Here is a 26144-nt window from a genome sequence, read left to right on the forward strand (position 1 = left end):
ATAGCGTACACTTGTACGCCGAACAAGTCCGATCAGCCATTTAATGTGGAAATTTGCGCAGCCAGGCACTCATCGCTAAGATCGGGGCACAGCCTGCCAGACGAGTAACTTACGTGAAACAATACGCTATACAACCTGCCAACCTTGAATTCAACGCTGAGGGTACACCTGTTTCCCGAGATTTTGACGATGTCTATTTTTCTAATGATAACGGGCTGGAAGAGACACGTTACGTCTTTCTCGGCGGGAATCATCTCGCCCAGCGATTCCCTGCACATTCACGTCCCCTCTTCGTAGTAGCAGAAAGTGGGTTTGGCACCGGACTTAACTTCCTGACACTCTGGCAGGCGTTTGCCGAATTCCGCGATACCCACCCTGACGCTACCCTGGAAAGATTACATTTCATCAGTTTTGAAAAATTTCCGCTGACGCGTGAAGATCTGACCTTAGCCCATCAGCACTGGCCAGAACTTGCCCCGTGGGCCACGGCGCTGCAAGAGCAATGGCCGCTGCCGCTGGCGGGATGCCATCGCCTGCTCCTTGATGAAGGACGCGTCACGCTGGATCTGTGGTTTGGCGATATTAACGAACTGACCAGCAAGCTGGATGACTCCCTGAATCAAAAAGTGGATGCCTGGTTTCTGGACGGTTTCGCGCCGGCAAAAAATCCGGATATGTGGACGCCAACGCTGTTTAACGCAATGGCCCGTCTGGCTCGCCCCGGCGGCACGCTGGCGACCTTCACCTCAGCAGGCTTTGTGCGTCGGGGATTGCAGGAAGCCGGGTTTACGATGCAAAAATGCAAAGGCTTTGGTCGCAAACGAGAAATGCTTTGTGGCGTAATGGATAAGACGCTGGCGCTCCCCTCCTCGGCACCCTGGTTTGCACGTACCGGAACAGATAAACGCGAAGCCGCCATTATTGGCGGGGGGATTGCCAGCGCATTGCTGTCGCTGGCACTCCTGCGCCGTGGCTGGCAGGTCACGCTCTATTGCGCAGACGCGAAACCAGCCGAAGGCGCATCAGGCAATCGCCAGGGCGCTCTTTATCCGCTACTGAGCAAGCATGACGCGGCCATTAATCTCTTTTTCCCCACCGCGTTTACCTTCGCTCGCCGGCTGTATGACGCCCTCCCCGTTGAGTTCGCGCATGACTGGTGCGGCGTGACGCAACTGGCGTGGGATGAGAAAAGCCAGCAAAAAATCGACCAAATGTTGTCCCTTGAATTGCCCGATGCGCTCGCCGTCGGGGTTGACGCAGAGCAGGTTTTACAAACGACCGGCGTAAAAACCGGATGCGGCGGGATTCAGTACCCCGCCGGAGGATGGCTGTGTCCGGCACAGTTAACCGCCGCCGTATTCGACTATGCCGCAACGCTGGGATTACGCACCCGGTATCAACATACGCTGGCCTCACTGTCTCGACAGACAGAAAACTGGAAATTGGCGTTTGCCAATGGAGCAACCGCCACTCACGCTGCGGTAGTGCTGGCTAACGGGCATCGCATTAACAGCGTTGAACAGACGCAGTTGCTACCGGTGTACTCCGTAGGCGGTCAGGTGAGTCACATTCCTACTACGCCTTCGCTTTCAGCGCTGCGTCAGGTGCTGTGCTATGACGGCTACCTCACGCCGCACAACCCGCAAAATCAGCAGCACTGCATTGGCGCCAGTTATCATCGCGGAAGTGAAGAAACGGTGTATCGTGCTGACGATCAGCAGCAAAACCGTCAGCGCTTAATAGATTGTTTCCCGAATGCCGCGTGGGCAAAAGAAGTAGACGTTAGTGGCAATGCCGCCCGTTGTGGAGTGCGCTGCGCCACGCGCGATCACATGCCGATGGTCGGCAACGTCGCGGATTATGACGCCACGCTCAGCCAGTATGCCACTCTTGCCGAAGACAGAGAGCACGCCGTAAACGCCCCGGTTTATTCCGATTTATTTATGTTGGGTGCGCTGGGCTCGCGCGGGCTGTGTACTGCCCCGCTGTGTGCAGAAATTCTGGCATCGCAAATGAGCGATGAACCTATCCCTATGGATGCCAGCACGCTGGCTGCGCTGAATCCGAATCGTCTGTGGGTAAGGAAGTTATTGAAGGGTAAAGCGGTGAAATAAGATACCATCTCATCATTGCCTGATGGCGCTACGCTTATCAGGCCAACACCCCCCGTCCACGTAGGCCGGATAAGACGCCTTCGCGTCGCCATCCGGCACAATCCACTGCAATTATTATTGCGTTGCCTTTTGAAATAAAGTGTCCCACATCTCTTTCACTAACGCCTGGTCACGCGGCGAGAGTTCGCCTGCGCTGATGGCTTTTTCCAGGCTGCTGGTCACATTGGCGTACAATGCCTCAGCGGAATGGTCCTCGCCAGCATCCAACTCAGCCACAGCCAGCGTCAGGTGTCCACGCAAATAGCCACTGGCAAACAACTCATCATCGCTGGCGTGCTCTACCATATCGTCGATTAATGCCAGAATGCGTGATTCAAACTCCGCGATCATCTTCTTTCCTCATTGTAAACGTGGCAGCGGCTTCAGTTGAGCGCTTCGGGCCACGGGAATTGTTCCGCCGTAAGTTCAGGCGTGTGATAATAATTCTGTAACGCGTTAATAAAACGCGCCGGACGTTCAGGGATCCCCTTTTCCAGGTACTCCATTACCTGAGCATGAACACGGCGCTGGAATACCACGCGGTCCGGTTCAAAGTCCCCTTCGAGGTTGTCGCAACTGACGTTAAACGGGTACCCCGCCGCCATGCAAAACAACCAGTCAAACGCCTGCGGCTTCACTTCCACATCTTCAAACTGGCATTGTGTCTTCGCGTCGCGTCCGTCCGGGCAGTACCAGTAACCAAAATCGACCAGCTCACGACGAGCTTTACCGGCGATGCACCAGTGTGAAATTTCGTGTAACGCACTGGCGTAATAACCATGCGCAAAAACGATACGGTGATACGGTAATTCCGCATCCGCAGGAAGATAGATCGGTTCGTCGTCGCCTTTAATCAGACGGGTATTAAATTCATCGGCAAAGCAGCCGTTAAAAATCTCAATTAACTGTTCGTAGTGGTGCGTATTATTCATTAATTCATCCCCAGCCAGTGGAGAATCTCCTGTCCATGATTATCATAAAGTAGCTTGGCGCTCATCACGGCGGAGACAATAACGATCATTGGCCGAATGAGTTTTTGTCCTTTGCTGAGCACCAGTCGAGAGCCCATCCGTGCGCCAATAAACTGGCCAATGAGCATCACAAAACCTGTCGCCCAAATCACTTTGCCGCCGAGGGCAAACAACAACAACCCACCGATATTCGATGTGGCATTTAATACTTTGGCGTGGGCCGTCGATTTCGCCAGGTTGTATCCGCACAGCATGACAAAGGCCAGCGCGTAGAACGACCCTGCCGCCGGACCAAAAAAGCCATCGTAAAAACCGACGCAGCCTCCCGCCACCAGCGCGAAAGGTAAACCGTGCAATCGACGCTGTCGGTCCTCTTCCCCCACTTTCGGCATCAACAGAAAGTAAAGGCCAATACAGATAACCAGAACCGGCAGGATCTGGCGCAGAACATCTGACTGCACGTGCTGAACCAATAGCGCCCCGCTCATTGATCCGACAAACGTCATGAAGATATTGAGCTTCTGATCCGCCAGATTAACCACGCCACGACGAATAAAATAGAGGGAGGAAGAGATAGATCCCCCGCAGGCTTGCAACTTATTGGTCGCCAGCGCTTGCGCTGGTGGCATCCCGGCCGCCATCAATGCCGGGATGGTGAGTAGACCACCGCCTCCGGCCAGAGAATCAATAAAACCTGCCAGCATCGCCACAAAAAAAAGCACACCTAACAGCAGTGGCGACACCATAAACAGAGAGGCAAAATGATCCATTAGAGTACATGCTCGTCCAGTAGCGCCTGGCAGGAAGGCGGCAACGGCGGCGGTGTCTTCTTCTCAGGCTTGGTGGTTCCAGGTTTTGGAGGTTCGAACCAGCTTTGCAGCTCTGCGCCACAGCCGTCACCCGGTGGCGGTAACGGTTGATCTTCGCACTCAAGGCTGTCGGCAGGGCAACGTAACCGCACGTGCATATGCGCACGATGCTGGAACCATGGCCGCACTTTACGCAACCAGTCCCTGTCGGTCCCTGCATCCAGACAAAGTTGTTGCTTAATCGCCGGATTCACGAAAATACGCGTTACTTCATTATCTTTTGCAGCCAGCCTTACCAGGCTAAAAATCTCCGGTTTCCACAGTGATGGCACAACACATTTGCCGTCCTGTGAGACCAGATCTAACGCCTGCGGCCGCAGCAGTTGCGACTGGGTCCAGCGCGTTTTCGGCAGTTGCAGGAAAATATCCACATCCAGTCCCGTCTGGTGGCTGGCGTGACCGCCATTGAATCGCCCACCGGCCGGCATACCCATATCGCCGATTAACACCGTGCCTAGCCCCTGACTATTAGCCTGATTACTCAGACGCTGGATAAACCTCACCAGATCCGGATGGCCAAAGTAACGACGCTGATCGGTGCGCATCACCTGATAATGTTCTGACTGTACAGGCAGCGTATCTGCGCCAACAATACAGCCATTGGAAAACGCGCCGATAGACTGCGCGCTGCCCGCAACCGGATGGGTAATTTTCTGCCAGGGCGTCGCCGCCAGACAGGCGGTACTGGCAAACAGAGCCAGCGCCGCAAGTGCCGTTTTTTTCATCTCTTACCAGCGTGGAATATCGGTCTTCACGTCCGCATTTTGCGCCCGCTGACGCAGCAGGTGATCCATCAATACGATCGCCAGCATCGCCTCGGCGATCGGTACGGCGCGGATCCCAACGCACGGATCGTGACGACCTTTAGTGATCATTTCGACTTCTTCACCAAAGCGGTTAATGGTGCGCCCTGGAACGGTAATACTGGACGTCGGTTTCAGCGCCATATGAGCAATGATTTGTTGCCCGCTGCTGATCCCACCCAGAATGCCGCCCGCATGGTTACTCTGGAAACCTTCTTTGGTGATTTCATCTCGGTTCTGGCTGCCACGCAGCGCAACAACGTCAAATCCGTCGCCAATCTCAACGCCCTTAACGGCGTTAATGCTCATCAGCGCATGGGCGATGTCGGCATCCAGGCGGTCGAATACAGGTTCGCCAAGACCCGCAGGCACACCGCTTGCAACAACGGTCACCTTCGCCCCGATGGAGTCGCCCTCTTTCTTCAGCCCGCGCATCAGTTCGTCCAGCGCTTCGAGTTTATCCGGGTCCGGACAAAAGAACGGGTTAAGTTCCACCTGGGACCAGTCTTTGATCTCCAAAGGAATATCACCCATCTGCGTCAGGCAACCGCGAATCTCAACGCCGAACTTTTCCGCCAGATATTTTTTGGCAATCGCTCCGGCCGCCACGCGCATCGCTGTTTCACGTGCGGACGAACGCCCGCCACCACGGTAGTCGCGCAGGCCATATTTCTGCTCATAGGTATAGTCGGCGTGTCCTGGACGAAAAACGTCCTTAATCGCGCCGTAATCCTGTGAACGCTGATCGGTATTTTCGATCAGCAGGCCAATGCTGGTGCCAGTGGTAACGCCCTCGAACACCCCGGAGAGGATTTTCACCTGATCCGGCTCACGACGCTGCGTAGTGTAGCGCGATGTGCCTGGACGCCGTCTGTCGAGATCGTGCTGCAGGTCAGCTTCTGTCAGAGAAATGCCCGGCGGAACACCATCGACAATACAACCGAGCGCCAGCCCGTGTGATTCGCCGAAAGTGGTTACGCGAAAGAGTTGCCCAATTGTGTTTCCTGCCATCACGGCTCCGTTATGAGTGTTGTGTATGTGCGCGTGTAATTAGTCTTTATAAATGCTGAAGTGCTCACGAGCAGCAACTAACTGCTCTTTGGTCAGCATGAATACGCCGTCACCGCCGTTGTCGAACTCCAGCCAGGTGAACGGTACATCCGGATATTGCTCTATCAGATGTACCATGCTGTTTCCGACTTCACAAATCAGAATACCGTTATCTGACAGGTAGTCTGGGGCGTTCCCCAGAATGCGGCGGGTAAGTTTCAGCCCATCACTGCCGGACGCCAGACCCAGCTCAGGTTCGTGACGATATTCGTTTGGCAGATCGGACATATCTTCCGCATCGACATACGGCGGGTTGGTCACAATCAGGTCATACTGGACTTTCAGCAGATCGCGGAACAGATCGGAACGGATCGGCGTGACGTGATGGATCAGGCCGTGTTCTTCAATATTGTGTTCGGTCACCGCCAGCGCGTCAGTGGAGATATCCACCGCATCAACTTCGGCTTCCGGGAAGGCATACGCGCAGGCAATGGCAATACAACCGCTGCCGGTACACATATCGAGGATATGCTGCGGCTGCTCATTAATAAGGCCCGCAAAGCGGTTATTGATAAGCTCGCCAATCGGTGAACGCGGAACCAGCACGCGTTCATCAACATAAAACTCATGCCCGCAGAACCAGGCTTTGTTGGTCAGATAAGCAACCGGAATGCGCTCGTTGACGCGGCGAATCACGCGTTCAACAATACGATGACGCTCGCTGGAGGTCAGACGCGCTGTACGCATGTCTTCCGGAATATCCAACGGCAAATAAAGTGACGGCAGCACCAGTTGTACGGCCTCGTCCCATGGGTTATCCGTGCCATGGCCATACCAGATGTTCGCCGCGCTAAAACGGCTGACCGCCCAACGCAACATGTCCTGAATGGTATGCAGTTCACTCACTGCTTCATCGACGAAAATTTTATCCACGTATTCCTCCAGGGCATGCTCGTATTAATTTCGGCGGCTAGTTTGCCACGAAGACGGCGATAAATCAGCATTCACACAGGGCCTGAGCGCGAAAATTGCGTTTTAAGCGATCGGATGCCCGCCGAGTCGGGTTAAACTAATGGAAAATAAAAGTTGAGACTCTCGAATGAAAAAGAAAACATCGCTCAGCGAGGAGGATCAGACGCTGTTTCGCCAGCTGATGACCGGCACGCGTAAAATTAAACAGGACACCATTGTTCACCGACCTCCACGTAAAAAAATTGCCGAGGTTCCGGTTAAAAGACTGCTACAGGAGCAGGCTGATGCCAGCCACTATTTCTCGGATGAGTTTCAGCCGCTGCTGAATACGGACGGCCCGGTAAGATACCTGCGTGCCGACGTCAGCCATTTCGAACTGAAGAAAATGCGCCGTGGCGATTACTCTCCGGAGCTGTTTCTCGATCTGCATGGGCTGACCCAGCAGCAGGCCAAACAAGAGTTAGGCGCGCTGATTGCCGCCTGTCGTCGTGAGCATGTATTTTGCGCCTGCGTGATGCATGGCCACGGAAAACATATTTTGAAACAGCAAACGCCGCTTTGGCTGGCCCAGCATCCGCACGTGATGGCTTTTCATCAGGCACCGAAAGAGTACGGTGGCGACGCCGCGCTGCTGGTGCTAATTGAAGTAGAAGAGTGGCTACCGCCCGAACTTCCGTGATGCAGAAAAACAGAAAGAGCCGCGTTTGCGGCTCTTTGCATTTTCGGATGACGGCTGCGCCTTATCCGATACCAACCTTTTTAAATCGCTTTTGCCATTTTCAGGTTACACGGGCTCATCTGCCAGTTAAAAGTCCCCTTCCCGCTCTCATCAAGCGTTACGCTGGCAATCGCTGATGTGGTAAACATCGGCGGTGTTTCACCTGGGCAAAGCTCAGACACCAGATACCCCACTAAAGGCAAGTGAGAGATAACCAGTGCCGTGGCGATACCTTCATTGGCCAGAGCCTGTAAATAGGCACTGACCAGACCGACATCGCCGCAAGGAGTCAACTCCAGCAAAACATCCACACCGGTTGGCAGGTTCATACACTCCCCCACCACATCCAGCGTTTGTTCGGCTCGTAGGAACGGGCTCACCAGAACACGTTCGATATCCACTTTTTGACCTTTCAGCCAGTTCGCCATCAGGCGAGATTCGTCACAACCACAGGAAGTTAAGGGACGAACCGAATCACTGGCGGCATCGAGGGCCGCGTCGCCGTGACGCATGATAAAAACTTGCATATTGCACCGCTTTTGTTAACCAGAATCACCAATACCTTTATTCACAGCCCCTATTGGCCGTGCTAACGATATGGTGGCCGGCATTGTGCCTTATCCATTCACCGAATGAAACGCTGTTTTTTACCTCAACGGCGTAAGTATAGTCAATCTCTGTTTACATTTTGAGCGCGAGCCATACATTCAGTGCGGATTCATCCTACCTTTGACCTCATGAATTCAGGTCAGTTTCCCCAATATTCCAGAATTTTTCACTGTGTGCCGCCATCTGCAATAACTGTTCACACGGCGCAAACCGCGAGCCGTATTGCGTGGTCAGCCGTTGCAGAGTCGCAACCACTTCTCCCGCGCCAAGTGAATCCATATACCGGAACGGGCCGCCGAGGAATGGCGGAAAACCAATACCAAATACAGCGCCGATGTCGCCATCACGTGCGCTACGGACTATCTTCTCGTCGAAACAACGAGCAGCTTCATTGAGCATTAACATGACGCACCGCTCTGCTACCTGTGCAGCGGTAAGTCGGCCCTGACCCTGAACGCCAATAAGCGTATAAATTGCAGGGTCGACCTGTTTTTTGCTTTTACGCCCTTTCACACCATAAAGATAGAAACCCCGACCATTTTTTCTACCTTTGCGATCGTCATTCAAAATTGAAGCAACAACATTTGCAGGCGCGCTAAAACGTTCTCCATATGCAGCCTCAAGCACTGGTATAATTTTAGTGCCCGTATCAATTCCGACCTCATCCAAAAGTTGGATTGGCCCAACTGGAAAACCAAACTTAACCAGCGCGGCGTCTATGGTTTCGACCCGCTCGCCCTCGGTCAACATACGAATCGCTTCGTTAATGTAAGGCGCTAAAATGCGGTTAACGTAAAAGCCGGCCTTATCTCTGACCACTATCGGCGTTTTGCCCTGTTTTTTCGCTAACTTAACGGTAGTTGCAATCGTCTGCTCGGAGGTCGTGGCATGTGGGATCACTTCGACCAACGGCATTTTTTCCACCGGACTAAAAAAGTGTAAACCAATCACTTGTTCAGGCCTGGTAGCATTCGCAGCAATATCGCCAATGGGCAAAGATGAGGTGTTAGAAGCAAAAACGGTATGAGGTGCGCAATTTTGCTCAACTTCTGCCACCATCCGTTGTTTTAGCGACAGATCTTCAAACACGGCTTCAATAATCAAATCGCGATGCGCAAAGCCACGGTAGTCGATCGATCCCGAAATCAGCGCCAGTTGTTTATCGCGTTCGCTGGCTTTGATATGACGGCGACGAACCTTCGTTTCAAGCTGATCCCAGCTATACTTCAGCGCATGGTTGATTCCCTTAGCGTTTATATCTTTGATGCGCACAGGCAAGCCACCTTTACAGGCCGTCACGTAGGCAATACCGCCGCCCATCAGACCGCCGCCCAAAACACCTACACTGTTTAGCGGGCCAGGTTTCGCATCACTTCCCGGATCCTTTTTCACGTCGGTGTTGGCAAAAAAGATGTGCCGTAGCGCCTGAGACTGGGATGTCATCGCCAGCTCACCAAACGCGCGGGCCTCCGCGTCGTAACCACTACTGCTGCCTTGCGCTAGCCCGGTTTCGATGACCTCAAGGATACGTTCTGTTGCAGGGTAGTTACCTTGCGTTTTTTGCGCCGTCTTTTTACTGGCCATGCGGAACAACAGCGCCCGCCCCAGCGGCCCCGCCAACACTCGCTCTCTTACGGGCAGTGTTCGTTGCGCAGAACTGTCCTTTTTAGCCAGTTCAACGGCCGCTTCCAGCAAAATGGAATGCGGTACAACTTCATCCACTAAACCAACTTTCAGCGCCTGTTTTGCGCGTAATTGTTTTCCGGTGAGGATCATATCCAGTGCGGTACTGACGCCAATCAGGCGCGGCAGCCGCTGCGTACCACCGGAGCCGGGCAACAAGCCAAGTTGTACTTCCGGTAAACCCAGTACGGTTTTAGCATCATCGGTACAAATACGGTTGTGGCACGCCAGCGCCATCTCCAGGCCACCGCCGAGGCATGCACCATGAATCGCGGCGATAACCGGGATCGGTAAAGCATTAATTTCCGCCATCATCTGCTGCCCCTGACGGGCCAGCGTTTCGGCTTCCTGCGCGCTGCGACAGCTACCAATCATGTTGATATCCGCCCCGGCAATGAAGTTATCGGGTTTAGCCGAAATAAACACCACACCACGCAATGCTTTGTTGTCGCGGATTTGTTTCAGAATGGCCCGCACCTGAGAAGCAAACTCTGCTTTCAGGGTGTTCATTTTCTCTCCGGGCACATCAATGGTGACAACAGCAACGTTATCCAGACGTAAGTTTAGTGTAAAAGCCGATGTCATTTCCATTATTCCGCCTCCAGAACCATTGCCGCACCCAGACCACCAGCTGCACAGGCTGTCACTAAACCAAAACCGCCGCCACGACGACGCAGCTCATGGAGGGTTTGAGTGATCATGCGCGCACCGGTGGCAGCAAAGGGGTGTCCATAGGCAATCGATCCACCCAGCACGTTAAATTTACTGTCATCAACCTCGCCAGTGGCATGCCCCCTGCCCAGCACGTCGCGGGCAAAACGTTCGCTACCCAACAGCTGAAGATTCGCCAGCGTTTGCGCGGCAAAGGCTTCATGCATATCGATCAGGGTTAAATCTGCCATCGTCAGACCGGCTCTCTCCAGGGCAAGCGGTGTTGACCACGCCGGTCCCAGCAGCATGTCCTGCCAGACATCGATGGCGGTAAAAGCAAAACTACGCAAGTACCCCAGCGGCACCAGCCCCAACTCTTTCGCACGCGACTCCGTCATCATGATCACGGCGGCTGCGCCGTCCGTTAGCGGGGTACTGTTTGCCGCGGTGACGGTGCCGTGCTTACGGTCAAACGCCGGACGTAGTTTGGCGTAATCGGCCAGCGTAGAGTTACCGCGAATGTTGTTATCTTCTGAAAAAGGATCTTTAAACGGTGGCGCGTAGGTAGTCATTACCTCATCAGCCAGCTTTCCTTCAGCCCATGCCTGAGCGGCACGCTGATGAGAGCGGTGCGCCAGAGCATCCTGCTGCTCTCGGGTAATACCATAGGTTTTGGCCATTTGCTCAGCCGTATCCCCCATACGCAAACCGGTGGAATACTCTGCGACGGCCGGCGGCACAGGCATCAGGTCACGTAAGCGCAATCGGGAAAAGAGTTTAAGGCGTTGACCGGTTGTCCGGGCCTTATTGACATCCACCAGCACCCGCGCCAGCTTTTTACTAACGCCAATAGGCAAGACTGACGAGGAGTCCGCACCACCCGCAATTCCAGCACGAATAGACCCCGCCATCAGGCTTTCCGCGACATTCGCCACCGCCTGGAAACTGGTCGCGCAGGCCCTGCTCACGCTGTATGCATCGGTATGTACATTCATACCGGTTCCCAGCACAATTTCACGAGCAATATTTGGTGCTTCAGGCATTTGCACCACCTGGCCAAAAACCAGTTGCTCGATCACATCGGCAGGAATTTCGCTGCGCGCCAGCAGCTCACCGACGACCATCTTTCCTAAATCAACGGCGGGAATGCCATGAAACGCGGTAGCCTGACGAGCAAATGGCGTACGCAATCCACTTACAATGGCAATACGGTCGCCCTGGCGGGTAACCAGCGGTAAAGCCTGACTCATAACACTCCCCTGTAAAAAAATAAAATAAGTGGTCTGACCTGATCATAGTCTTAACCAATTTTTTACATTTAGCCAAGCGGGGAGAAAAGAAAGTGGGAGCTAAGACACAGTGAATAATCACTGACAGTTACGAAAAAGCCCTTGCTATCAGATAGCAAGGGCTTTTGCAGAGGGGGATTAACGCAGGCCCAGCTGGAAAATCAGCGTTTCAGCTTCACAGGCAAAAACAAAGTCGATATCCAGACGCACACCTTCTGACTCTTCAGTAAAGGTCGAAGTGATTTGGCAAGGCTCAGATTCCACGCCACGTGCCTTTTCAGTAAGAGCGGCCAGTGTTTCTTCTGCCTCTGCGCGATTCGCGAACACACGGCTGTAGGACGCGGTGCAATCGGAGTTGTCCATGATGGTGCCAACATCCATACAGCAGCAAACCGGGGTTTCATCAGCACTGCATTTACTCATTGTAGATTTCCTCTGTATTCGCACCTGAGGTGCCAGATAAACGATGGGGATATTTTACGCTCCCATTATTCGCCTCTCCAGTCGTTAATTGTACGAAATGCGATAAGTGACCGAAATCACACTTAAAAATGATCTAAAACAAAAATCGCCCAAACAGGTGAGTGCGCACCTCCGCAATTTTGCCAGCTGGATCGCGTTTCTCTGATCAAATTTGAAAATATTTATAAACATACTTGCAACATTCCAGCTGGTCCGACCTATACTCACGCCACTGGTCTGATTTCTAAGTCGTACCTCAGACCCTACACTTCGCGCTCCTGTTACGGTATGTAACATTGTTTGTATAAAAATAAATCTATGAGGTTATGGTCATGAGCCAGAAAACCCTGTTTACAAAGTCTGCTCTCGCAGTCGCAGTGGCAATTATCTCCACACAGGCCTGGTCTGCAGGCTTTCAGTTAAACGAATTTTCTTCCTCTGGCCTTGGCCGGGCATATTCGGGTGAAGGCGCAATTGCGGATGATGCAGGAAACGCCAGTCGTAACCCGGCACTGATTATGATGTTCGATCGCCCTACTTTTTCTGCGGGTGCAATTTTCGTTGACCCGGATGTAGATATTTCCGGTCGCTCGCGTATTGGCAATGACGCCAGCCAGGATAATATCGCCCCAACAGCCTGGATACCGAACGTGCATTTTGTTGCTCCGATTAACGATCAGTTTGGTTGGGGGGCCTCAGTCACCTCTAACTACGGCCTGGCTACGGAGTTTAACAATAATTACACAGCAGGCTCGATGGGCGGAAAAACCGATTTGGAAACGCTCAATCTAAACCTGAGCGGTGCTTATCGCCTGAACAATCATTTTAGCTTCGGTCTCGGTTTAAACGCCATCTATGCCAAAGCGAAGCTTGAACGCTATGCAGGCGATTTACCACAGCAGATCGTTGCAGGCTCCGGGGGTAGAATTCCTCCATCACTGGCTGCGCAATATCCGGCAGATACACAGATTGCGCGCTTGAAAGGTGACGAATGGGGCTTCGGTTGGAATGCTGGTCTTCTTTATGAAGTAGACAAAGATAACCGCTACGGTTTCACCTACCGTTCTGAAGTAAAAATTGACTTCAACGGTGATTACCGCAGCAATCTGCCATCAATGGATCGTATTCCTGCGCAGTTGCGTCCAGTGTTCGCCAGCCTGCCAGCAGGAACCAACGGCAGTACGATCGATGGTTCACTTGATCTGAACCTGCCGGAAATGTGGGAGTTTTCAGGTTATAACCGCGTTGCACCACAGTGGGCGGTTCACTACAGCATGGCTTATACCAGCTGGAGTCAGTTCCAGGAGCTGAAAGCAAAAGGCAACAACGGCCAAACCTTGTTCTATAAAGAAGAAGGCTTCAAAGACTCCTATCGCATCGCGCTCGGTACTACTTATTACTATGATGATACCTGGACGTTCCGTACCGGTATCGCCTTTGATGATAGCCCGGTTCCGGCAAACCGTCGTTCCATCTCTATTCCGGATCAGGACCGCTTCTGGCTGAGCGCGGGCACAACCTACGCCTTTAATAAGGATGCATCGTTGGATGTTGGCATCTCTTATATGCACGGTCAGAAAGTAAAGTTCGAAGAAGGCCCATACTCCTTTGAATCTGAAGGGAAAGCCTGGTTGTACGGTATGAACTTGAACTACGCATTCTGATTTTCTTCAGACGTAAAAAAGGTGAGCTTTTTAGCTCACCTTTTTATTTGCCCAATTCCTTACTCAGAATCGATCTCTTTTAAATCGTCCTGAATGTCTTTCGCGTTCGGGTTTTCTTCTGGTTTGAGTTTCCCACCATTCGCAATAAAGTCATGACGCTGGAAGTAAGCTTCACGCACCATAATGTAAGGATCGGAAGACTGACGCAGCAGACCGTCAGAATCGAGCAATTGCGCGCGAGTTTCAATCCCTTCAACCGTCCATTTGCCTATCGACAACGGCCAGGTCAGCCAGGACAGTACCGGATACAGGGTATCGACCATATCGCCGCCGTCATCACGCAGTGTGAAACTACCGTAGAACGGAAGCTGCATATACGGCCCGTAACCCACGTCATAGTGGCCTAACGTACTGCCAAAGCGGTGTGGTTCAACGCGCTGCAACTTCGGATTAGCCATACCTGCCACATCGATAAAGCCGCCCATACCTAACAGGGTATTCAGGAAGAAACGGGTAAAGTGCACCATCCCCTGATAAGGATCGCCTTGCAGGAAATAGTTGACCATGACGGCCGGTTCTTCAAGGTTCCCCGTAAAGTTGCTTAAACCATTACGCGCCGGCTGCGGAACATAATCACGCCAGGCCACTGCTACCGGTCGAACAACATAGGGATCCAACACGTTAAAGTTGAAGTTGTACATGGTACGGTTGAACCCTTCAAATGGGTCCGAACGCCCCTGCTGTTCAGTACCGGAGCTCGCACACCCCACCAAAAGTGTGGTTCCCAGCGCAAGCGCCGACAGGCGAAGCTTCATAAGTATCTCCCTGTGTTTTATGGCTATCGCTGATTGCCATCCATGACGGAACGATGACGTATCCGCCTGTTTAGATGTGAGCGATTGTAACAGCACGTCAAATGATGTCTATATACCCTGTCTTACTGATTTGATCATAGCCTGGTAATACGCACTCCGCGGCGGTTCTATTCTAACTAACCCGATAAAAACAAACGTTACCATTTTTGCTATCTCAGACTTTCTCCCGCTGATTTTCAGAGAAAAGCCGCTACGCTTTAGCAATACGTGCTTATTCAGGATTCGGCCATGAATGACATCAAGAAAGATAAGATTGATCGACACAGCGACGAACTCGAAGTGGAAAGCGATGAAAAACTAACAGGGAAAAAGATAGAGCTTGATGAGGACAGACTCCCCTCCCGCGCCATGGCGATCCATGAACATATTCGCCAGGATGGGGAGAAAGAGATGGAGCGCGACGCAATGGCCCTGCTGTGGTCAGCCATCGCAGCCGGACTGTCGATGGGCGCCTCGCTACTGGCTAAAGGGATTTTTCACGTACAGCTGGAAGGTGTGCCAGGGGGATTTTTACTCGAGAACCTCGGTTATACCTTCGGCTTTATTATTGTCATTATGGCCCGCCAACAACTCTTTACCGAAAATACCGTCACCGCCGTACTGCCGGTGATGCAAAACCCTACCCTCGGCAATTTTGGCCTGTTGATGCGCCTGTGGAGCGTGGTACTGCTGGGTAATATTATTGGCACCGGGGTTGCAGCATGGGCGTTTGAACATATGCCGATTTTTGATGAAGAGACCCGCGATGCTTTCGTCAAAATTGGCATGGATGTGATGAAAAACTCTCCTGTGGAGATGTTTTCCAACGCCATCATTTCTGGCTGGTTAATTGCCACGATGGTGTGGATGTTCCCCGCCGCCGGAGCGGCAAAAATTGTGGTCATTATTCTGATGACCTGGCTGATTGCGTTAGGCGATACCACGCATATCGTCGTTGGCTCGGTGGAAATTCTCTATCTGGTCTTTAATGGCACGCTGCACTGGAGTGATTTTTTCTGGCCCTTTGCGCTACCAACGCTCGCCGGGAATATCTGTGGCGGAACGTTTATTTTCGCGCTGATGAGCCATGCGCAGATCCGCAATGATATGAGCAACAAACGCAAGGAAGAAGCCCGGTTACAAGCAAAGCGTGATGAGCAAACGCAGAAAAACCAGAAAAAACAGGCCTGAATGGTGACTGTTTGAGCAGTCGGGCGGCCTGAGACTTACCGTTGTGAGTAAAAAACGCTATACTCGTGCCGCTTCGTCCCCTTAGTTAAATGGATATAACGAGCCCCTCCTAAGGGCTAGTTGCAGGTTCGATTCCTGCAGGGGACACCATATATACTTCTCATGTTCATCCATTAATTAGCCAGGCGATAAAACGGCACATTCCTCACTGTTGCAGTAAGATTGTCGGACACCATTGTCTGCTTGGTAGCTATCCGCATCCCTGCTTTTCTCAGCCTCAACACATCAGCGGCAATACGCTGGCTGCCAAACCAGAAAAGCCCGTCCAGCGCAGTGACATCAAGGCCTGATTCAAGTGCCAGCTTCAGACGTTCGCGTGGTGCTTTTACTGTTTTAGCAATCTGCTGATACGGCGCTTCGCTTGAACCTGCAGGACTAATGCGCCGGATTCGATGCGACAGGCGGTACTGAAATTCATCCGGTATCCCACCGAGACTCGCTTTCAGGCTGTAAACACAACCAAAGCGTTTGCCGTTAAAGATGACGTTTTTCTGACTAAGCTGCAGCTCTTCACGCACGCTGGCAATCAGTTGCGGGGTACGGAGTAATAACAGGCGGAAAGGCAACTCAAAACTGGTCACGTAGTCCACATTCAATAAAGCAATACGCAGACGCTCTTGCGGTCCCGCCTTCAATTCGCGACATTCAGTAATAACATCAGCCCACTGGCCGGTAAGGCGGGAGCTCTCAGTCGCCTCAGTAAAGCTGTATTTTTCAGTCTCATAATCAATACGTTCAGTCACACGGAATTCCCTTCTGGCCACATCTCGGTATCGGTTGTTCACTTTACCAGCGACAAGATTGCTATGTCAGGAATCTTTGCTTAACCCGCCCAATATTTGCTTCATACCATCACACTAAGATGACGACAACTGACCGATCCGGCGCGTTTACCGGATCGGTACAGCGGCGTCATGTCAGACAACAAAACGATTGACCAGCCCCTTCATGGTGACCGACAGATTGTCCAGCCGCTGGCTGTCGCTCGCGGCCTGAGAAACCAGCGCCGCATTTTGCTGCGTAACCTGCTCCATCGGTCGCAGAGCCTGGTTTATCTGGGTTACCCCTTGCGACTGTTCCGTCGCCACACGCGCGATATCCGCAATATATTGCTTCATACTGGTGGTATTGTCCGCTGCCGCTTCCAGCGCGGTAGCGGACGCCGTGACCCGCTCAACGCCCTCACTAATTTTAACCATGTTCTGCGCAACCAGCTCGCGGATCTGGTTAGCTTCTTTGGCGCAACGCTGCGAAAGATTCCGCACTTCACTGGCCACAACCGCAAACCCCCTGCCCATCTCTCCTGCCCGCGCAGCTTCCACTGCCGCATTCAGCGCCAGTAAGTTAGTCTGAAACGAGATATCATCAATTGAGGTCACAATATTCGATATTTTCTCACTGGAAGCGCGAATATCCCCCATACTCTGGTTCGCCGCAGTGGCAACGTTACTGGCCTGTCGGACCTCTTTTTCCAGCCTGATTGTCAGATGCTCCGCTTCGCGGGCATTATCCGCTGTTTGCGTAATCGCAGTTGATAGCTGCTCCATACTGGCCACGGCTTGTACTATTGATGCAGCCTGTTCATCTGTACGTTGAGCCAAATCCTGATTTCCCACCGTAATACTGCTGCTGGCATCGGACAAAACCACGGCGCCTTGTTTAATCTCCTGTACGATATGCTGAATACTTTCCAGCATCGTGTTATAGGCACGATTAAGTGAGGAAAGCTCATCTTTACCCGGCGTCGCCAGACGTTGAGTCAGATCGCCATTCATCCCCGCAATCTTGCGCAGCGTGTCGCTGAATTGTCGATGCATATTGATTGCGATGGCTCCAGCGAAGGTCAATGATGCCAGTAGCGCTAACAAGCTGACGACCATATATATTTGCCAGTTTTTTCGTGCATCCTGCGCGAGTTTTTCTGCATTCGCCAACAGAAAATTCGCCGTCACATTTTCTATCTGCCGCATCACTTCAATACGCTGAGTTTGTACTTTGAACCAGGTAGTAGGATCGACACCAAATCCACCGTTCTCGACATGATTAAACGCGGTTTCACGAAATGAGAGGGCTTTTGACGCTTCTGCAGATTGTAAGCGATTTTTCAACATGGCCGCCTGTTCAGGCGAGCTCAGGCGCAACGATTGTGCCAGCCAGACGTTCTGTTTACTGACGACATCACTGAGCTGATGTAACTGTCCGTCGGCGAAATGACCGGAGGAAAAGATATTTGATAACAGTGCCCGTTCAATACCCGCTTGTTCTTTCAAATTCAGCAGATTGTAGTAGGCGGCGAATGCGTTTGCCATTTCGCCAGAATCCGTCAACTGCCCCAACTTACCGACAAAACTCAGCACATCAGCAATGACGTTGGTGTAAAACTTGACCACATCTGCGGCTGGAAGCCCCAACTGCGTGACATTTTCCCGGATGGTGGCGAGCGAAAGAATGTTTTTCTTAAACGCAGCGACAGAGGTAGCAACATCCCCTTCCGGTAATGCAGTATCGGACAACGAGCGCACGAATACCTCGATCTCGCGATCGGTCAAAGCCCGCTGTGCGTTTAACTCATCTTTGAACGTAGTCCCTGCAGCCCCCAGAAATCCGACACTCATTCCCCGTTCTTTTTGCAGTTCATGCACCACATTTCCAGCACTGCGTGCGAGCGCTGTCAGTTGGGCAATATTCTCCATCTGCCGTTCTGTCTCAATACGCGTCAATATTCCTGAACCTGCAAACCAACACAACGCCAGTAATAGTGGTTGTAGCGCGATTATTAACTTCATTTTCATCGGCATTCGATAAACCCACCACATGCCACTTCCCTCCATTGTCCATATTTTCATTATGGTTATCGGCGTAAAGAAGCGGCTCTTTAAATTTGAGCAATGGGCAACTGTTTGTTTTTTAGATTAAATATTTACCAGGATAACTCTATTTAATTACTTCAATCAGAATAAAACGCTGTCTAATCTGAATCTGCAAACCTATGCTCCATCTTATTAACTTATTCGGCATATTATTTTTTATTAAAAAAATCAGGTAATCATCAACTGATTCAGCAAGGGAGAGAGACTCAGGACAGTGATAGCAGCCGAGATAACAGCCGTGACTGCGGCCATCATTCTGGCATCCCGCCGAACGTTAAGGTTATAATCCTTACAACAATTTTTTGGATTAGAAGCGACAATGACAAAACTTACCCTACAAGAACAGATGCTTAAAGCGGGTCTGGTCAGCAGCAAAAAAATGGCGAAAGTGCAGAGAACGGCGAAAAAATCGCGCGTTCAGGCTCGTGAAGCCAGAGAAGCGGTTGAAGAGAATAAAAAAGCGCAGATCGAGCGTGATAAGCAACTCAGCGAACAACAGAAGCAGGCCACGTTGTCTAAAGAGTATAAAGCGCAGATCAAGCAACTAATTGAAATGAATAAAATCACCATTACCCGTGGCGATATTGGTTACAACTTTACTGACAATAATCTGATCAAAAAAGTCTATGTTGATAAGGTGACTCAGTCTCAGTTGATCAAGGGCCGTCTGGCTATTGCCCGTCTGACGGCTGAAAGTGGTAGCGAGAGCGAATACGCCATCATTCCGGCAGTCGTCGCCGACAAGATTGCCCAGCGCGATGCAAGCTATATCGTGCTTAATTGCGAACTGAGCCAGGAAGCTAAGGATGAAGACGATCCGTATGCTGATTTTGTCATTCCTGATGATCTGATGTGGTAAGCAAAACCCCTCAATAATCACCCGGAATTTCGTCACATATTTCGGTGAACGCTCACGCTGCCACCGAAATACTGTCAACGTCTCTTCATCCCCACATTCCGCCTGCTAAAACTTATAGTGTTCTTTGCTCAGTCCGTATTTTCTCATGCGTAAATAGAGTTTTTTACGCGGGATTTGTAGATACTCCGCGACTTCATTAATACGCCCCTGATGGATATTTAGCGCTTCAGTAATGATCTGCCGCTCGTACTCGTCGACCCGACGATCGAGCGGTGTCGGTTGAGGCAAATGCAGTTGCGGATTCGCGGTTTCAGCCAGTGGCAATAGCCCAACGGCAAAAAGCTCGGCGGCATTGGCCAGTTCCCGAACATTGCTTAACCACACGCGACGCCGCATACCTTTTAGTAATTCCCCGTCAATCTCAGGCACAGGATGGTTCAGACGCAGACAGGCTTTCTGCAGATAATGGCGAAACAGCGGTTCAACATCATCCGGGCGCTGAGACAACGGCTGGCAACCAATTTGCGTCATCGCAAAACAGTAATAGAGTTCGGCCACAATCTGGTTGGTTGCCGCCAGTTCCACCAACGAAGTGGCGCCAATGCCAATTAGGCGAAACGGACGTCGCTCCTGGCTTTGCAAATGCACCAGATGGTGCTGCTGTTCACGCGTCAGGCACTCAATATGGCTCAGAACCAGCGTTCCCCCTTGCGCCTGGGCAATAAGGTCATTGAGTTGTTCCGAGTTCCCGGGCGTCAGTTCACCGCGAATAAACGCGCCTTCAGCGCTGCGCCCAAGTTGATGTAAATAACGGGCCCCGGTCATACGCCCGGTTCCCGGCTCGCCATAAAACCAGACGGCAATATCCGTTTCCGCCAGTTGCCGTAAACGCTGGCGATACTGATTAACCCAGTCACTGTAGCCGACCAGTTCAACTTGTAGCTTTTGCTGGCAATAGTGACGACGTGCAATCACAGATTTTCTCTGACGCAACGCATCCTCTACCAACACCAGCAGTTTGCCAGGATCAACCGGTTTTTGCAGAAAGTCCCACGCCCCTTTCTTCACCGCGTCCACCGCCATCGGAACATCGCCATGCCCGGTGATCAACAGGATCGGAAGCTGATTGTCATCCTGATGAAACAACGTCATCAGGTCGATTCCATTACAGCCAGGCATACACACATCGCTCAGGACAATCCCTGGCCAGTCGGCCTGCAACCAATTTCGGGCATCAAAAGGGTTACTGCATGCGAATACATGATATCCCTCCTGTTCAAGCAACAGGGTGTAAGCGTCGAGAACATCGGCATCATCATCAATAAGCAGAACAGAATATTCATCACTCAACATCGTTTACATCCGTCAGATTAAATTGCAGAACGACGCAGGCATTGCGCCCCGGGGTTGACGCCAGGCGCAGTTCGCCGTTCATTTGCATCATTAACGATACACAAATCGATAAGCCAATACCGAGGCCAACATCCTTACTGGTGGTAAACGGTTTTAACAGTGATGGTAATAATGCCCCAGGCCAGCCGGGGCCGTTATCGCTGATAAATACGCACAACCGGCTGCCTTCGGCCTGCCAGTGAACATCTATTTTCGCCGCTACCGGACAGGCATCCAGCGCATTTGCCAGGACGTTTACCAGCACCTGCTGAATACGCACTTCATCACCAGCCACCCACACGCTCCGATCTGGGAGCGTCAGCGTACCCTGCTGTGGCTTATGCCGCATGGACAACAGTTCCCAGGCAGCATTGAACGTTTGTCGGAGATCGACCGGATGCAGAGGCGTACCTGGCTCGGCCCGGCGCGCAAACTGACGCAGCGAACGGATAATGGCATCAATGCGAGTAATCAGTCCCTCCGCTTTGGTTAATGTGCTTCTGGCCTGAGCGGATTGCCCCTGTTCAATTGTCCTCCCCGCCGTAAACAGGTACATCGACAGCGCATTCAGCGGTTGATTAATCTCGTGCGCCAGCGTGGTCATAGTCTGGCCGACCACCGCCAGTTTTGCGGTTTGGATCAGCTCATCCTGCGTTGCGCGAAGATCGGATTCAATCTCTTTGCGCTCGGTCACTTCCTGCTCCAGCTGATTTTTTTGCGCGCTCAACTGGCCCAGAGTATGGCGCAGCAAGCCTGCGATACGCCCCAGTTCATCGCGTCCATATACCGGGATAGTGGCATCCGTTCTGCCAAGACCAATTTGCACCACGGCCTGGTTGAGCGCAGTAAAACGTTTCACCAGACGCGAACGAATGAAAAAGTGATTAAGCCCCCAGGCGAGAAGTAGCGCCAGCAGCGTCGCCAGCAGGATAAGTCCACCGCTGACACGAACAATTTGTTCCAGCCGTTGGTTAAACGTCTGCATTTGCTGATGGCTGCTCCCCAGTTGCGCTTCAAGCAGTGTTCGAAAGCGCCCAAGTGTGGCCTCTCTGGCATGGCTGGCATCAACGAGCGCTTTTTGCGCTGCGACATAATCGCGCATGGTATCGGGCATTTTATTTTTCATCATCCCGATTTCCAGCAGCTCATCGATAGTTTGTCGCAGGGTGATAGTGCTGGGCCAGTCATCAAGGGTACGGATATTTTCATCCGCCGTTTTCTTCAGATTTTCCAGGTAGCGGATGTGATTCTCCACCAGCATTCCGTCGTCGCTACCCGATTTCAGTTCATTAAGCCTGTCGCGTAAATCATCAACGATCTGGTTTTCAATTCTTGCCAGGGTGTAAACCTGCTGCTGCTCGTTTTGCACCTCTCGGGCACGTTTGAGATACAGCGCCGCATCACCATTTTTGGCCTCGATTTGATCCAGCAACGTCCCCTGCTGCCAGGTAAAATCCTGCACCAGTGAATTCAGCTCAGTAGTAAAATCATCATGTAGCCAATCAATGCGCGCGGAAAGTTCGCTCACTTTTTCGCGTACTAGGAACATGTTGTAGAGCACCCGATCCAGTTCCGCCATCAGCGCCCGGCTGTCTTGCAAAATCACCGCCAGTTGCTGCTGTTCTGCTGGTTGCAACCCCCTGCTCAGCACTTCGATTTTATCCAGATGCGAGATTATCTGATTGCGCAGTTGCAGCCTTACCGTCGTATTGGGAGCCAGCAGGAATTCATTAAGCTGGTCCACAACCAGGTTGAGATTCCCTTCAATCAAAAAAGCGGAATGCACGCGCGGGAAGTAATCATCAAGCGAATAGCGTATCTGCGAGCTCTGTTCATGCCAGGAGTACAGACTGACGCAGCTTACGCTCAACGTCAGTAATGCACCCGTCAGAAAGGCTCCTCGCAGACTGCTGCTGATGCTGAGCTGACGCAGACGGTGCAGTATCGATCCACCTTTCATTTTAATTCTTCCAGTTTTGATATCGCCTGACGCTGATTTTTAAGAAACCAGAGCTGCCACTCCATCATCTGCTGTTCGGCAACGCTTTTATTATCAAACTGCGCAAGCCAGGCTTCATCTTCACTACTTTTGGCATCTATCGGAACGCTGGTCAGTAAGGCTCTGATTTCGGGTAGCGGGCGTTTCAGGCGAGCTTCCGCACTGTATAGCGCCCGCCATGCATCCTTTAGTTGCGCAAGACGAAAACTGATGGCGGTATCAAACATCCGCTGCACCAACTGTTGCCGCTTAAGGATCAGCCGATAGTTAAGCGCAGGCTGGTTCATTAAAATGGCCTGCTGAGCGGCGCGGGGATTATCAGATGCGAGCTGCGTTACCGGGTATTTCCCCGTATTCGCATCCGCAAGGATCCGCTGTCCCTCCGGGCTTAACAAATAGCGGATAAAACGACGCGCTTCATTGGGGTGCTGGCTGTTATTGAGAACAGCAACATAGGTTGGCGATACCGCCGAGCGTGGAAAATAGGTAAATGCCAGGTGAGGATCGTTAAGCAGCAAGTTGGCATAATTATCAATGACCGGCCCCGCAACGCCAAGGCCGCTCTTAATTTTGTCGGCTACGCCAAAACTGCGTGATGAAATCGTCACCAAATTTCCAGCACTCGCCAGTAATGTCGCCCAGCCCTCTTCCCACCCTTTTTGCTGTAGCAACGATTCAACCATCAGATGGTTGGTATCGGAACGCGATGGGCTACTCATTAACAAAGCGTTCTGATATTTAGGATGCGTTAAATCCCCCCAGTCAGCAGGAGGCGACAAATGACGCGCCGCCAGCGCAGAACGGTTAATCAACAGGCCAAAACCAGATATCGCAACAGCCACGGAGGTAGAACGAATCGAGTCCGGCACCAGCCGCTGGCTTTCCGGCAGCACATTATCGAAGGGCGCCAGCTTCTGATGCTCCTGAAGATGCTGCAACAGCATGGGCGACGAGGTCAAAATCAAATCGACGTTCTCCGCATTGGCAGTATCAAGCAGTTGTTCCAGTGAACTGCTGGTCCGGTTTAATGTGCGAATCATCACCGACCCCGGTTCCGTCTGCCAACGCTGAATAATCCAGGCCGTTGCCCCCGGTGAAAAGGTTGTTGCCATTACCAGCTCTTTACCCTGCGCCAGACAACTCACCGACAGCGACATAAAACAGAGCGAGATCGCCCAACAACGCCCCCGGTCCAAAAGTCTGTTTGTGATCCCGTTCATAAATACCAACATGTGCAAAAAATAATATTGAGACAAAACTTACCCGTTTATCACTGCCAGAGTTAAGAATAAGGTTATTCGTAGAATAACCAAACGGAAAGTGACGGCATCGGTAAAGAATACCCGAAAATGCAGCCTGAATTTGTTAATATCCGCACACGCTGATGATAAAAACGTCCGTAAAAGAATAGAATTTAAAATCCATTATTTAAAAAGAGTCAAAATCAGCCACGCAATCCACAAATTGTGTCAATAGTGACTCATTTCATCAACTTGAGTTTCTCTGCCACCTATTTCACTCTTCACTGCGAAAAATCCTGATATTCACATCAATATAAATTTAGGTGATGATATGTTATCAATATTTAAAGCAGGGCCAGCGGCAAATAAAGTCCCGGCGGAGAAAGTCCAGGAAACTTATGGCCGATACCGCATTCAGGCATTACTCAGCGTATTTCTTGGCTATCTTGCGTACTATATTGTGCGCAATAATTTCACGCTCTCAACACCGTACCTGAAGGAACATCTGGATCTCAGTGCCACACAAATTGGTCTACTCAGCAGCTGCATGCTTATTGCTTATGGGATCAGTAAAGGCATTATGAGCAGCCTGGCAGACAAGGCCAGCCCTAAGGTCTTTATGGCATGCGGCCTGATTCTGTGTGCCATTGTAAACGTCGGTTTAGGATTCAGTACCGGATTCTGGATTTTTGCCGCTCTGGTCGTTTTCAATGGTTTGTTCCAGGGTATGGGCGTTGGCCCTTCATTTATTACCATTGCCAACTGGTTTCCGCGTAAAGAACGTGGACGCGTTGGCGCATTCTGGAATATCTCTCACAATGTTGGCGGTGGTATTGTTGCCCCGATCGTGGGTGCCGCATTTGCCATTTTGGGGAGCGAGCACTGGCAAAGTGCTAGCTATATTGTTCCGGCCGGTGTGGCCGTCCTGTTCGCTTTTATTGTGCTAATGCTCGGGAAAGGTTCACCACGCCAGGAAGGCTTACCGGCTCTGGAACAAATGATGCCGGAAGAAAAAGTCGTATTAAATTCCCGACACACTGTCCAGGCGCCAGAAAATATGAGTGCCTTCCAGATCTTCTGCACCTATGTGCTGCGTAATAAGAATGCCTGGTATGTATCACTGGTAGATGTCTTCGTCTATATGGTGCGTTTTGGCATGATTAGCTGGTTGCCTATTTATCTGTTAACCGAAAAACATTTTTCGAAAGAGCAAATGAGCATCGCTTTTCTGTTTTTTGAATGGGCGGCAATCCCTTCCACATTACTGGCGGGTTGGCTTACCGATAAACTGTTTAAAGGCCGTCGCATGCCGCTGGCCATGATTTGTATGGCGCTGATTTTCGTCTGTTTGATCGGCTACTGGAAAAGTGAATCCCTGCTGATGGTCACTATTTTTGCCGCCATTGTGGGTTGCCTGATCTATGTTCCACAGTTCCTCGCTTCTGTTCAGACGATGGAAATCGTCCCCAGCTTCGCAGTGGGGTCAGCGGTAGGTTTACGCGGATTTATGAGCTACATTTTTGGCGCGTCGCTGGGAACCAGCCTGTTTGGCGTAATGGTCGACAAAATGGGATGGCATGGCGGATTCTATCTGTTGATGGGTGGGATTGTCTGCTGCATCCTGTTTTGCTACCTCTCTCATCGTGGCGCGCTGGAGCTCGAACAGCAGCGAAAAAATGCTCAGCAAGAGGAAGCCTCACTCCAGTTGGCGGATGCCCGGTAATTCATTTCGCTCTCACAAAAAAGTGCCAGCGATGCTGGCACTTCAATAACTCAGATAAATA

The 26144-nt window shown here is 51.6% G+C and carries 22 protein-coding genes and 1 tRNA gene; 7 read left to right on the forward strand and 16 right to left on the reverse strand.

Features of this window, described 5'->3' with window-relative positions; genetic code table 11:
- The first annotated feature begins 113 nt into the window (after window positions 1–113).
- Complete coding sequence (gene mnmC, locus G4551_RS16475) at window positions 114–2114, forward strand: bifunctional tRNA (5-methylaminomethyl-2-thiouridine)(34)-methyltransferase MnmC2/FAD-dependent 5-carboxymethylaminomethyl-2-thiouridine(34) oxidoreductase MnmC1 (RefSeq protein WP_003839306.1); 2001 nt, start codon at window positions 114–116, stop codon at window positions 2112–2114.
- A 114-nt stretch (window positions 2115–2228) separates the two neighbouring features.
- Here the strand turns inward: mnmC and G4551_RS16480 are convergent, their stop codons facing one another.
- From G4551_RS16480 to prmB, 6 genes are read right to left on the reverse strand one after another with little or no spacing between them, the layout of a single operon-like run.
- Window positions 2229–2504, reverse strand: coding sequence for a YfcL family protein (locus tag G4551_RS16480; RefSeq protein WP_003028163.1), 276 nt, complete (start codon window positions 2502–2504; stop codon window positions 2229–2231).
- 32 nt (window positions 2505–2536) lie between these two features.
- Window positions 2537–3085 (reverse strand): elongation factor P hydroxylase, encoded by a 549-nt coding sequence (locus G4551_RS16485; RefSeq protein WP_003834819.1) that lies wholly within the window; start codon window positions 3083–3085, stop codon window positions 2537–2539.
- Window positions 3085–3894 (reverse strand): sulfite exporter TauE/SafE family protein, encoded by an 810-nt coding sequence (locus G4551_RS16490; RefSeq protein ID WP_003028167.1) that lies wholly within the window; start codon window positions 3892–3894, stop codon window positions 3085–3087. Before G4551_RS16490 ends, G4551_RS16485 begins: the two co-directional genes overlap by 1 nt.
- Window positions 3894–4718, reverse strand: a complete 825-nt coding sequence (mepA, locus tag G4551_RS16495; protein WP_003839299.1) for a penicillin-insensitive murein endopeptidase — start codon at window positions 4716–4718, stop codon at window positions 3894–3896. Before mepA ends, G4551_RS16490 begins: the two co-directional genes overlap by 1 nt.
- Window positions 4719–4721: 3 nt before the next feature.
- Window positions 4722–5807 carry a chorismate synthase gene (aroC, locus tag G4551_RS16500; RefSeq protein ID WP_003028170.1) on the reverse strand — a complete coding sequence of 362 codons (1086 nt, stop codon included), beginning with the start codon at window positions 5805–5807 and terminating at the stop codon, window positions 4722–4724.
- A gap of 39 nt (window positions 5808–5846) precedes the next feature.
- Window positions 5847–6779, reverse strand: coding sequence for a 50S ribosomal protein L3 N(5)-glutamine methyltransferase (gene prmB, locus G4551_RS16505; protein WP_003028173.1), 933 nt, complete (start codon window positions 6777–6779; stop codon window positions 5847–5849).
- A 166-nt stretch (window positions 6780–6945) separates the two neighbouring features.
- Here prmB and smrB point away from each other — a divergent pair, with 166 nt between their 5' ends.
- On the forward strand, window positions 6946–7497 hold the full coding sequence (gene smrB / locus G4551_RS16510; RefSeq protein WP_003839296.1) for an endonuclease SmrB: 552 nt from the start codon (window positions 6946–6948) through the stop codon (window positions 7495–7497).
- Between the two features lie 80 nt (window positions 7498–7577).
- Here smrB and sixA read toward each other — a convergent pair whose 3' ends face one another.
- The 4 genes from sixA to G4551_RS16530 form a co-directional block, all read right to left on the reverse strand.
- Window positions 7578–8063, reverse strand: coding sequence for a phosphohistidine phosphatase SixA (gene sixA / locus G4551_RS16515; protein WP_003839295.1), 486 nt, complete (start codon window positions 8061–8063; stop codon window positions 7578–7580).
- 208 nt (window positions 8064–8271) lie between these two features.
- The gene (fadJ, locus tag G4551_RS16520) at window positions 8272–10419 is read right to left on the reverse strand and encodes a fatty acid oxidation complex subunit alpha FadJ (RefSeq protein ID WP_003839294.1); all 2148 of its coding nucleotides are present in this window, start codon (window positions 10417–10419) and stop codon (window positions 8272–8274) included.
- Complete coding sequence (fadI, locus tag G4551_RS16525) at window positions 10419–11729, reverse strand: acetyl-CoA C-acyltransferase FadI (RefSeq protein WP_003028183.1); 1311 nt, start codon at window positions 11727–11729, stop codon at window positions 10419–10421. The genes fadJ and fadI overlap by 1 nt, the downstream gene beginning before the upstream one ends.
- A gap of 177 nt (window positions 11730–11906) precedes the next feature.
- Window positions 11907–12191: a YfcZ/YiiS family protein gene (locus tag G4551_RS16530; RefSeq protein WP_003834838.1), complete on the reverse strand. Its 285-nt coding sequence runs from the start codon at window positions 12189–12191 to the stop codon at window positions 11907–11909.
- 371 nt (window positions 12192–12562) lie between these two features.
- Here G4551_RS16530 and fadL point away from each other — a divergent pair, with 371 nt between their 5' ends.
- The gene (fadL, locus tag G4551_RS16535; RefSeq protein ID WP_032941151.1) at window positions 12563–13894 is read left to right on the forward strand and encodes a long-chain fatty acid transporter FadL; all 1332 of its coding nucleotides are present in this window, start codon (window positions 12563–12565) and stop codon (window positions 13892–13894) included.
- A gap of 59 nt (window positions 13895–13953) precedes the next feature.
- Here the strand turns inward: fadL and mlaA are convergent, their stop codons facing one another.
- Complete coding sequence (gene mlaA / locus G4551_RS16540; RefSeq protein ID WP_003028190.1) at window positions 13954–14709, reverse strand: phospholipid-binding lipoprotein MlaA; 756 nt, start codon at window positions 14707–14709, stop codon at window positions 13954–13956.
- Between the two features lie 288 nt (window positions 14710–14997).
- Here mlaA and G4551_RS16545 point away from each other — a divergent pair, with 288 nt between their 5' ends.
- Window positions 14998–15939, forward strand: a complete 942-nt coding sequence (locus G4551_RS16545) for a formate/nitrite transporter family protein (protein ID WP_003839292.1) — start codon at window positions 14998–15000, stop codon at window positions 15937–15939.
- Between the two features lie 75 nt (window positions 15940–16014).
- Window positions 16015–16089: transfer RNA gene (locus G4551_RS16550), tRNA-Arg, on the forward strand.
- A gap of 23 nt (window positions 16090–16112) precedes the next feature.
- Here G4551_RS16550 and G4551_RS16555 read toward each other — a convergent pair.
- Together G4551_RS16555 and G4551_RS16560 are read right to left on the reverse strand one after the other, a co-directional pair.
- Window positions 16113–16742, reverse strand: coding sequence for an ECs1377 family protein (locus tag G4551_RS16555; protein ID WP_003839291.1), 630 nt, complete (start codon window positions 16740–16742; stop codon window positions 16113–16115).
- A gap of 174 nt (window positions 16743–16916) precedes the next feature.
- The gene (locus tag G4551_RS16560) at window positions 16917–18815 is read right to left on the reverse strand and encodes a methyl-accepting chemotaxis protein (protein WP_003839290.1); all 1899 of its coding nucleotides are present in this window, start codon (window positions 18813–18815) and stop codon (window positions 16917–16919) included.
- Between the two features lie 373 nt (window positions 18816–19188).
- Between G4551_RS16560 and G4551_RS16565 the strand changes: the two genes are divergently transcribed.
- Window positions 19189–19728, forward strand: a complete 540-nt coding sequence (locus tag G4551_RS16565) for a DUF2058 domain-containing protein (RefSeq protein ID WP_003839289.1) — start codon at window positions 19189–19191, stop codon at window positions 19726–19728.
- 105 nt (window positions 19729–19833) lie between these two features.
- Here the strand turns inward: G4551_RS16565 and pgtA are convergent, their stop codons facing one another.
- The 3 genes from pgtA to pgtC are packed head-to-tail and all read right to left on the reverse strand — an operon-like array spanning window position 19834 to window position 24276.
- Window positions 19834–21081 carry a two-component system response regulator PgtA gene (gene pgtA, locus G4551_RS16570; protein ID WP_003839279.1) on the reverse strand — a complete coding sequence of 416 codons (1248 nt, stop codon included), beginning with the start codon at window positions 21079–21081 and terminating at the stop codon, window positions 19834–19836.
- On the reverse strand, window positions 21071–23065 hold the full coding sequence (gene pgtB / locus G4551_RS16575; RefSeq protein WP_174435666.1) for a two-component system sensor histidine kinase PgtB: 1995 nt from the start codon (window positions 23063–23065) through the stop codon (window positions 21071–21073). The genes pgtA and pgtB overlap by 11 nt, the downstream gene beginning before the upstream one ends.
- 11 nt (window positions 23066–23076) lie before the next feature.
- Window positions 23077–24276, reverse strand: coding sequence for a phosphoglycerate transport regulator PgtC (pgtC, locus tag G4551_RS16580; RefSeq protein WP_103790837.1), 1200 nt, complete (start codon window positions 24274–24276; stop codon window positions 23077–23079).
- A 415-nt stretch (window positions 24277–24691) separates the two neighbouring features.
- Between pgtC and pgtP the strand changes: the two genes are divergently transcribed.
- Entirely contained in the window at window positions 24692–26083 is a 1392-nt protein-coding gene (gene pgtP, locus G4551_RS16585) for a phosphoglycerate transporter PgtP (protein WP_003839270.1), read from the forward strand.
- Window positions 26084–26144 lie beyond the last annotated feature (61 nt).

Source organism: Citrobacter freundii ATCC 8090 = MTCC 1658 = NBRC 12681 (assembly GCF_011064845.1).
GTDB classification, from domain to species: domain Bacteria; phylum Pseudomonadota; class Gammaproteobacteria; order Enterobacterales; family Enterobacteriaceae; genus Citrobacter; species Citrobacter freundii.

Coding starts and splice junctions, on each gene's coding strand:
- G4551_RS16530 (WP_003834838.1), bottom strand. CDS start 12,191: ATGAGTAAATGCAGTGCTGATGAAACCCCGGTTTGCTGCTGTATGGAT.
- fadI (WP_003028183.1), bottom strand. CDS start 11,729: ATGAGTCAGGCTTTACCGCTGGTTACCCGCCAGGGCGACCGTATTGCC.
- mlaA (WP_003028190.1), bottom strand. CDS start 14,709: ATGAAGCTTCGCCTGTCGGCGCTTGCGCTGGGAACCACACTTTTGGTG.
- fadJ (WP_003839294.1), bottom strand. CDS start 10,419: ATGGAAATGACATCGGCTTTTACACTAAACTTACGTCTGGATAACGTT.
- G4551_RS16565 (WP_003839289.1), top strand. CDS start 19,189: ATGACAAAACTTACCCTACAAGAACAGATGCTTAAAGCGGGTCTGGTC.
- G4551_RS16560 (WP_003839290.1), bottom strand. CDS start 18,815: ATGTGGTGGGTTTATCGAATGCCGATGAAAATGAAGTTAATAATCGCG.
- G4551_RS16545 (WP_003839292.1), top strand. CDS start 14,998: ATGAATGACATCAAGAAAGATAAGATTGATCGACACAGCGACGAACTC.
- fadL (WP_032941151.1), top strand. CDS start 12,563: ATGAGCCAGAAAACCCTGTTTACAAAGTCTGCTCTCGCAGTCGCAGTG.
- smrB (WP_003839296.1), top strand. CDS start 6,946: ATGAAAAAGAAAACATCGCTCAGCGAGGAGGATCAGACGCTGTTTCGC.
- aroC (WP_003028170.1), bottom strand. CDS start 5,807: ATGGCAGGAAACACAATTGGGCAACTCTTTCGCGTAACCACTTTCGGC.
- G4551_RS16480 (WP_003028163.1), bottom strand. CDS start 2,504: ATGATCGCGGAGTTTGAATCACGCATTCTGGCATTAATCGACGATATG.
- pgtA (WP_003839279.1), bottom strand. CDS start 21,081: ATGTTGAGTGATGAATATTCTGTTCTGCTTATTGATGATGATGCCGAT.
- sixA (WP_003839295.1), bottom strand. CDS start 8,063: ATGCAAGTTTTTATCATGCGTCACGGCGACGCGGCCCTCGATGCCGCC.
- G4551_RS16485 (WP_003834819.1), bottom strand. CDS start 3,085: ATGAATAATACGCACCACTACGAACAGTTAATTGAGATTTTTAACGGC.
- mepA (WP_003839299.1), bottom strand. CDS start 4,718: ATGAAAAAAACGGCACTTGCGGCGCTGGCTCTGTTTGCCAGTACCGCC.
- pgtC (WP_103790837.1), bottom strand. CDS start 24,276: ATGTCGCTGTCGGTGAGTTGTCTGGCGCAGGGTAAAGAGCTGGTAATG.
- pgtP (WP_003839270.1), top strand. CDS start 24,692: ATGTTATCAATATTTAAAGCAGGGCCAGCGGCAAATAAAGTCCCGGCG.
- G4551_RS16490 (WP_003028167.1), bottom strand. CDS start 3,894: ATGGATCATTTTGCCTCTCTGTTTATGGTGTCGCCACTGCTGTTAGGT.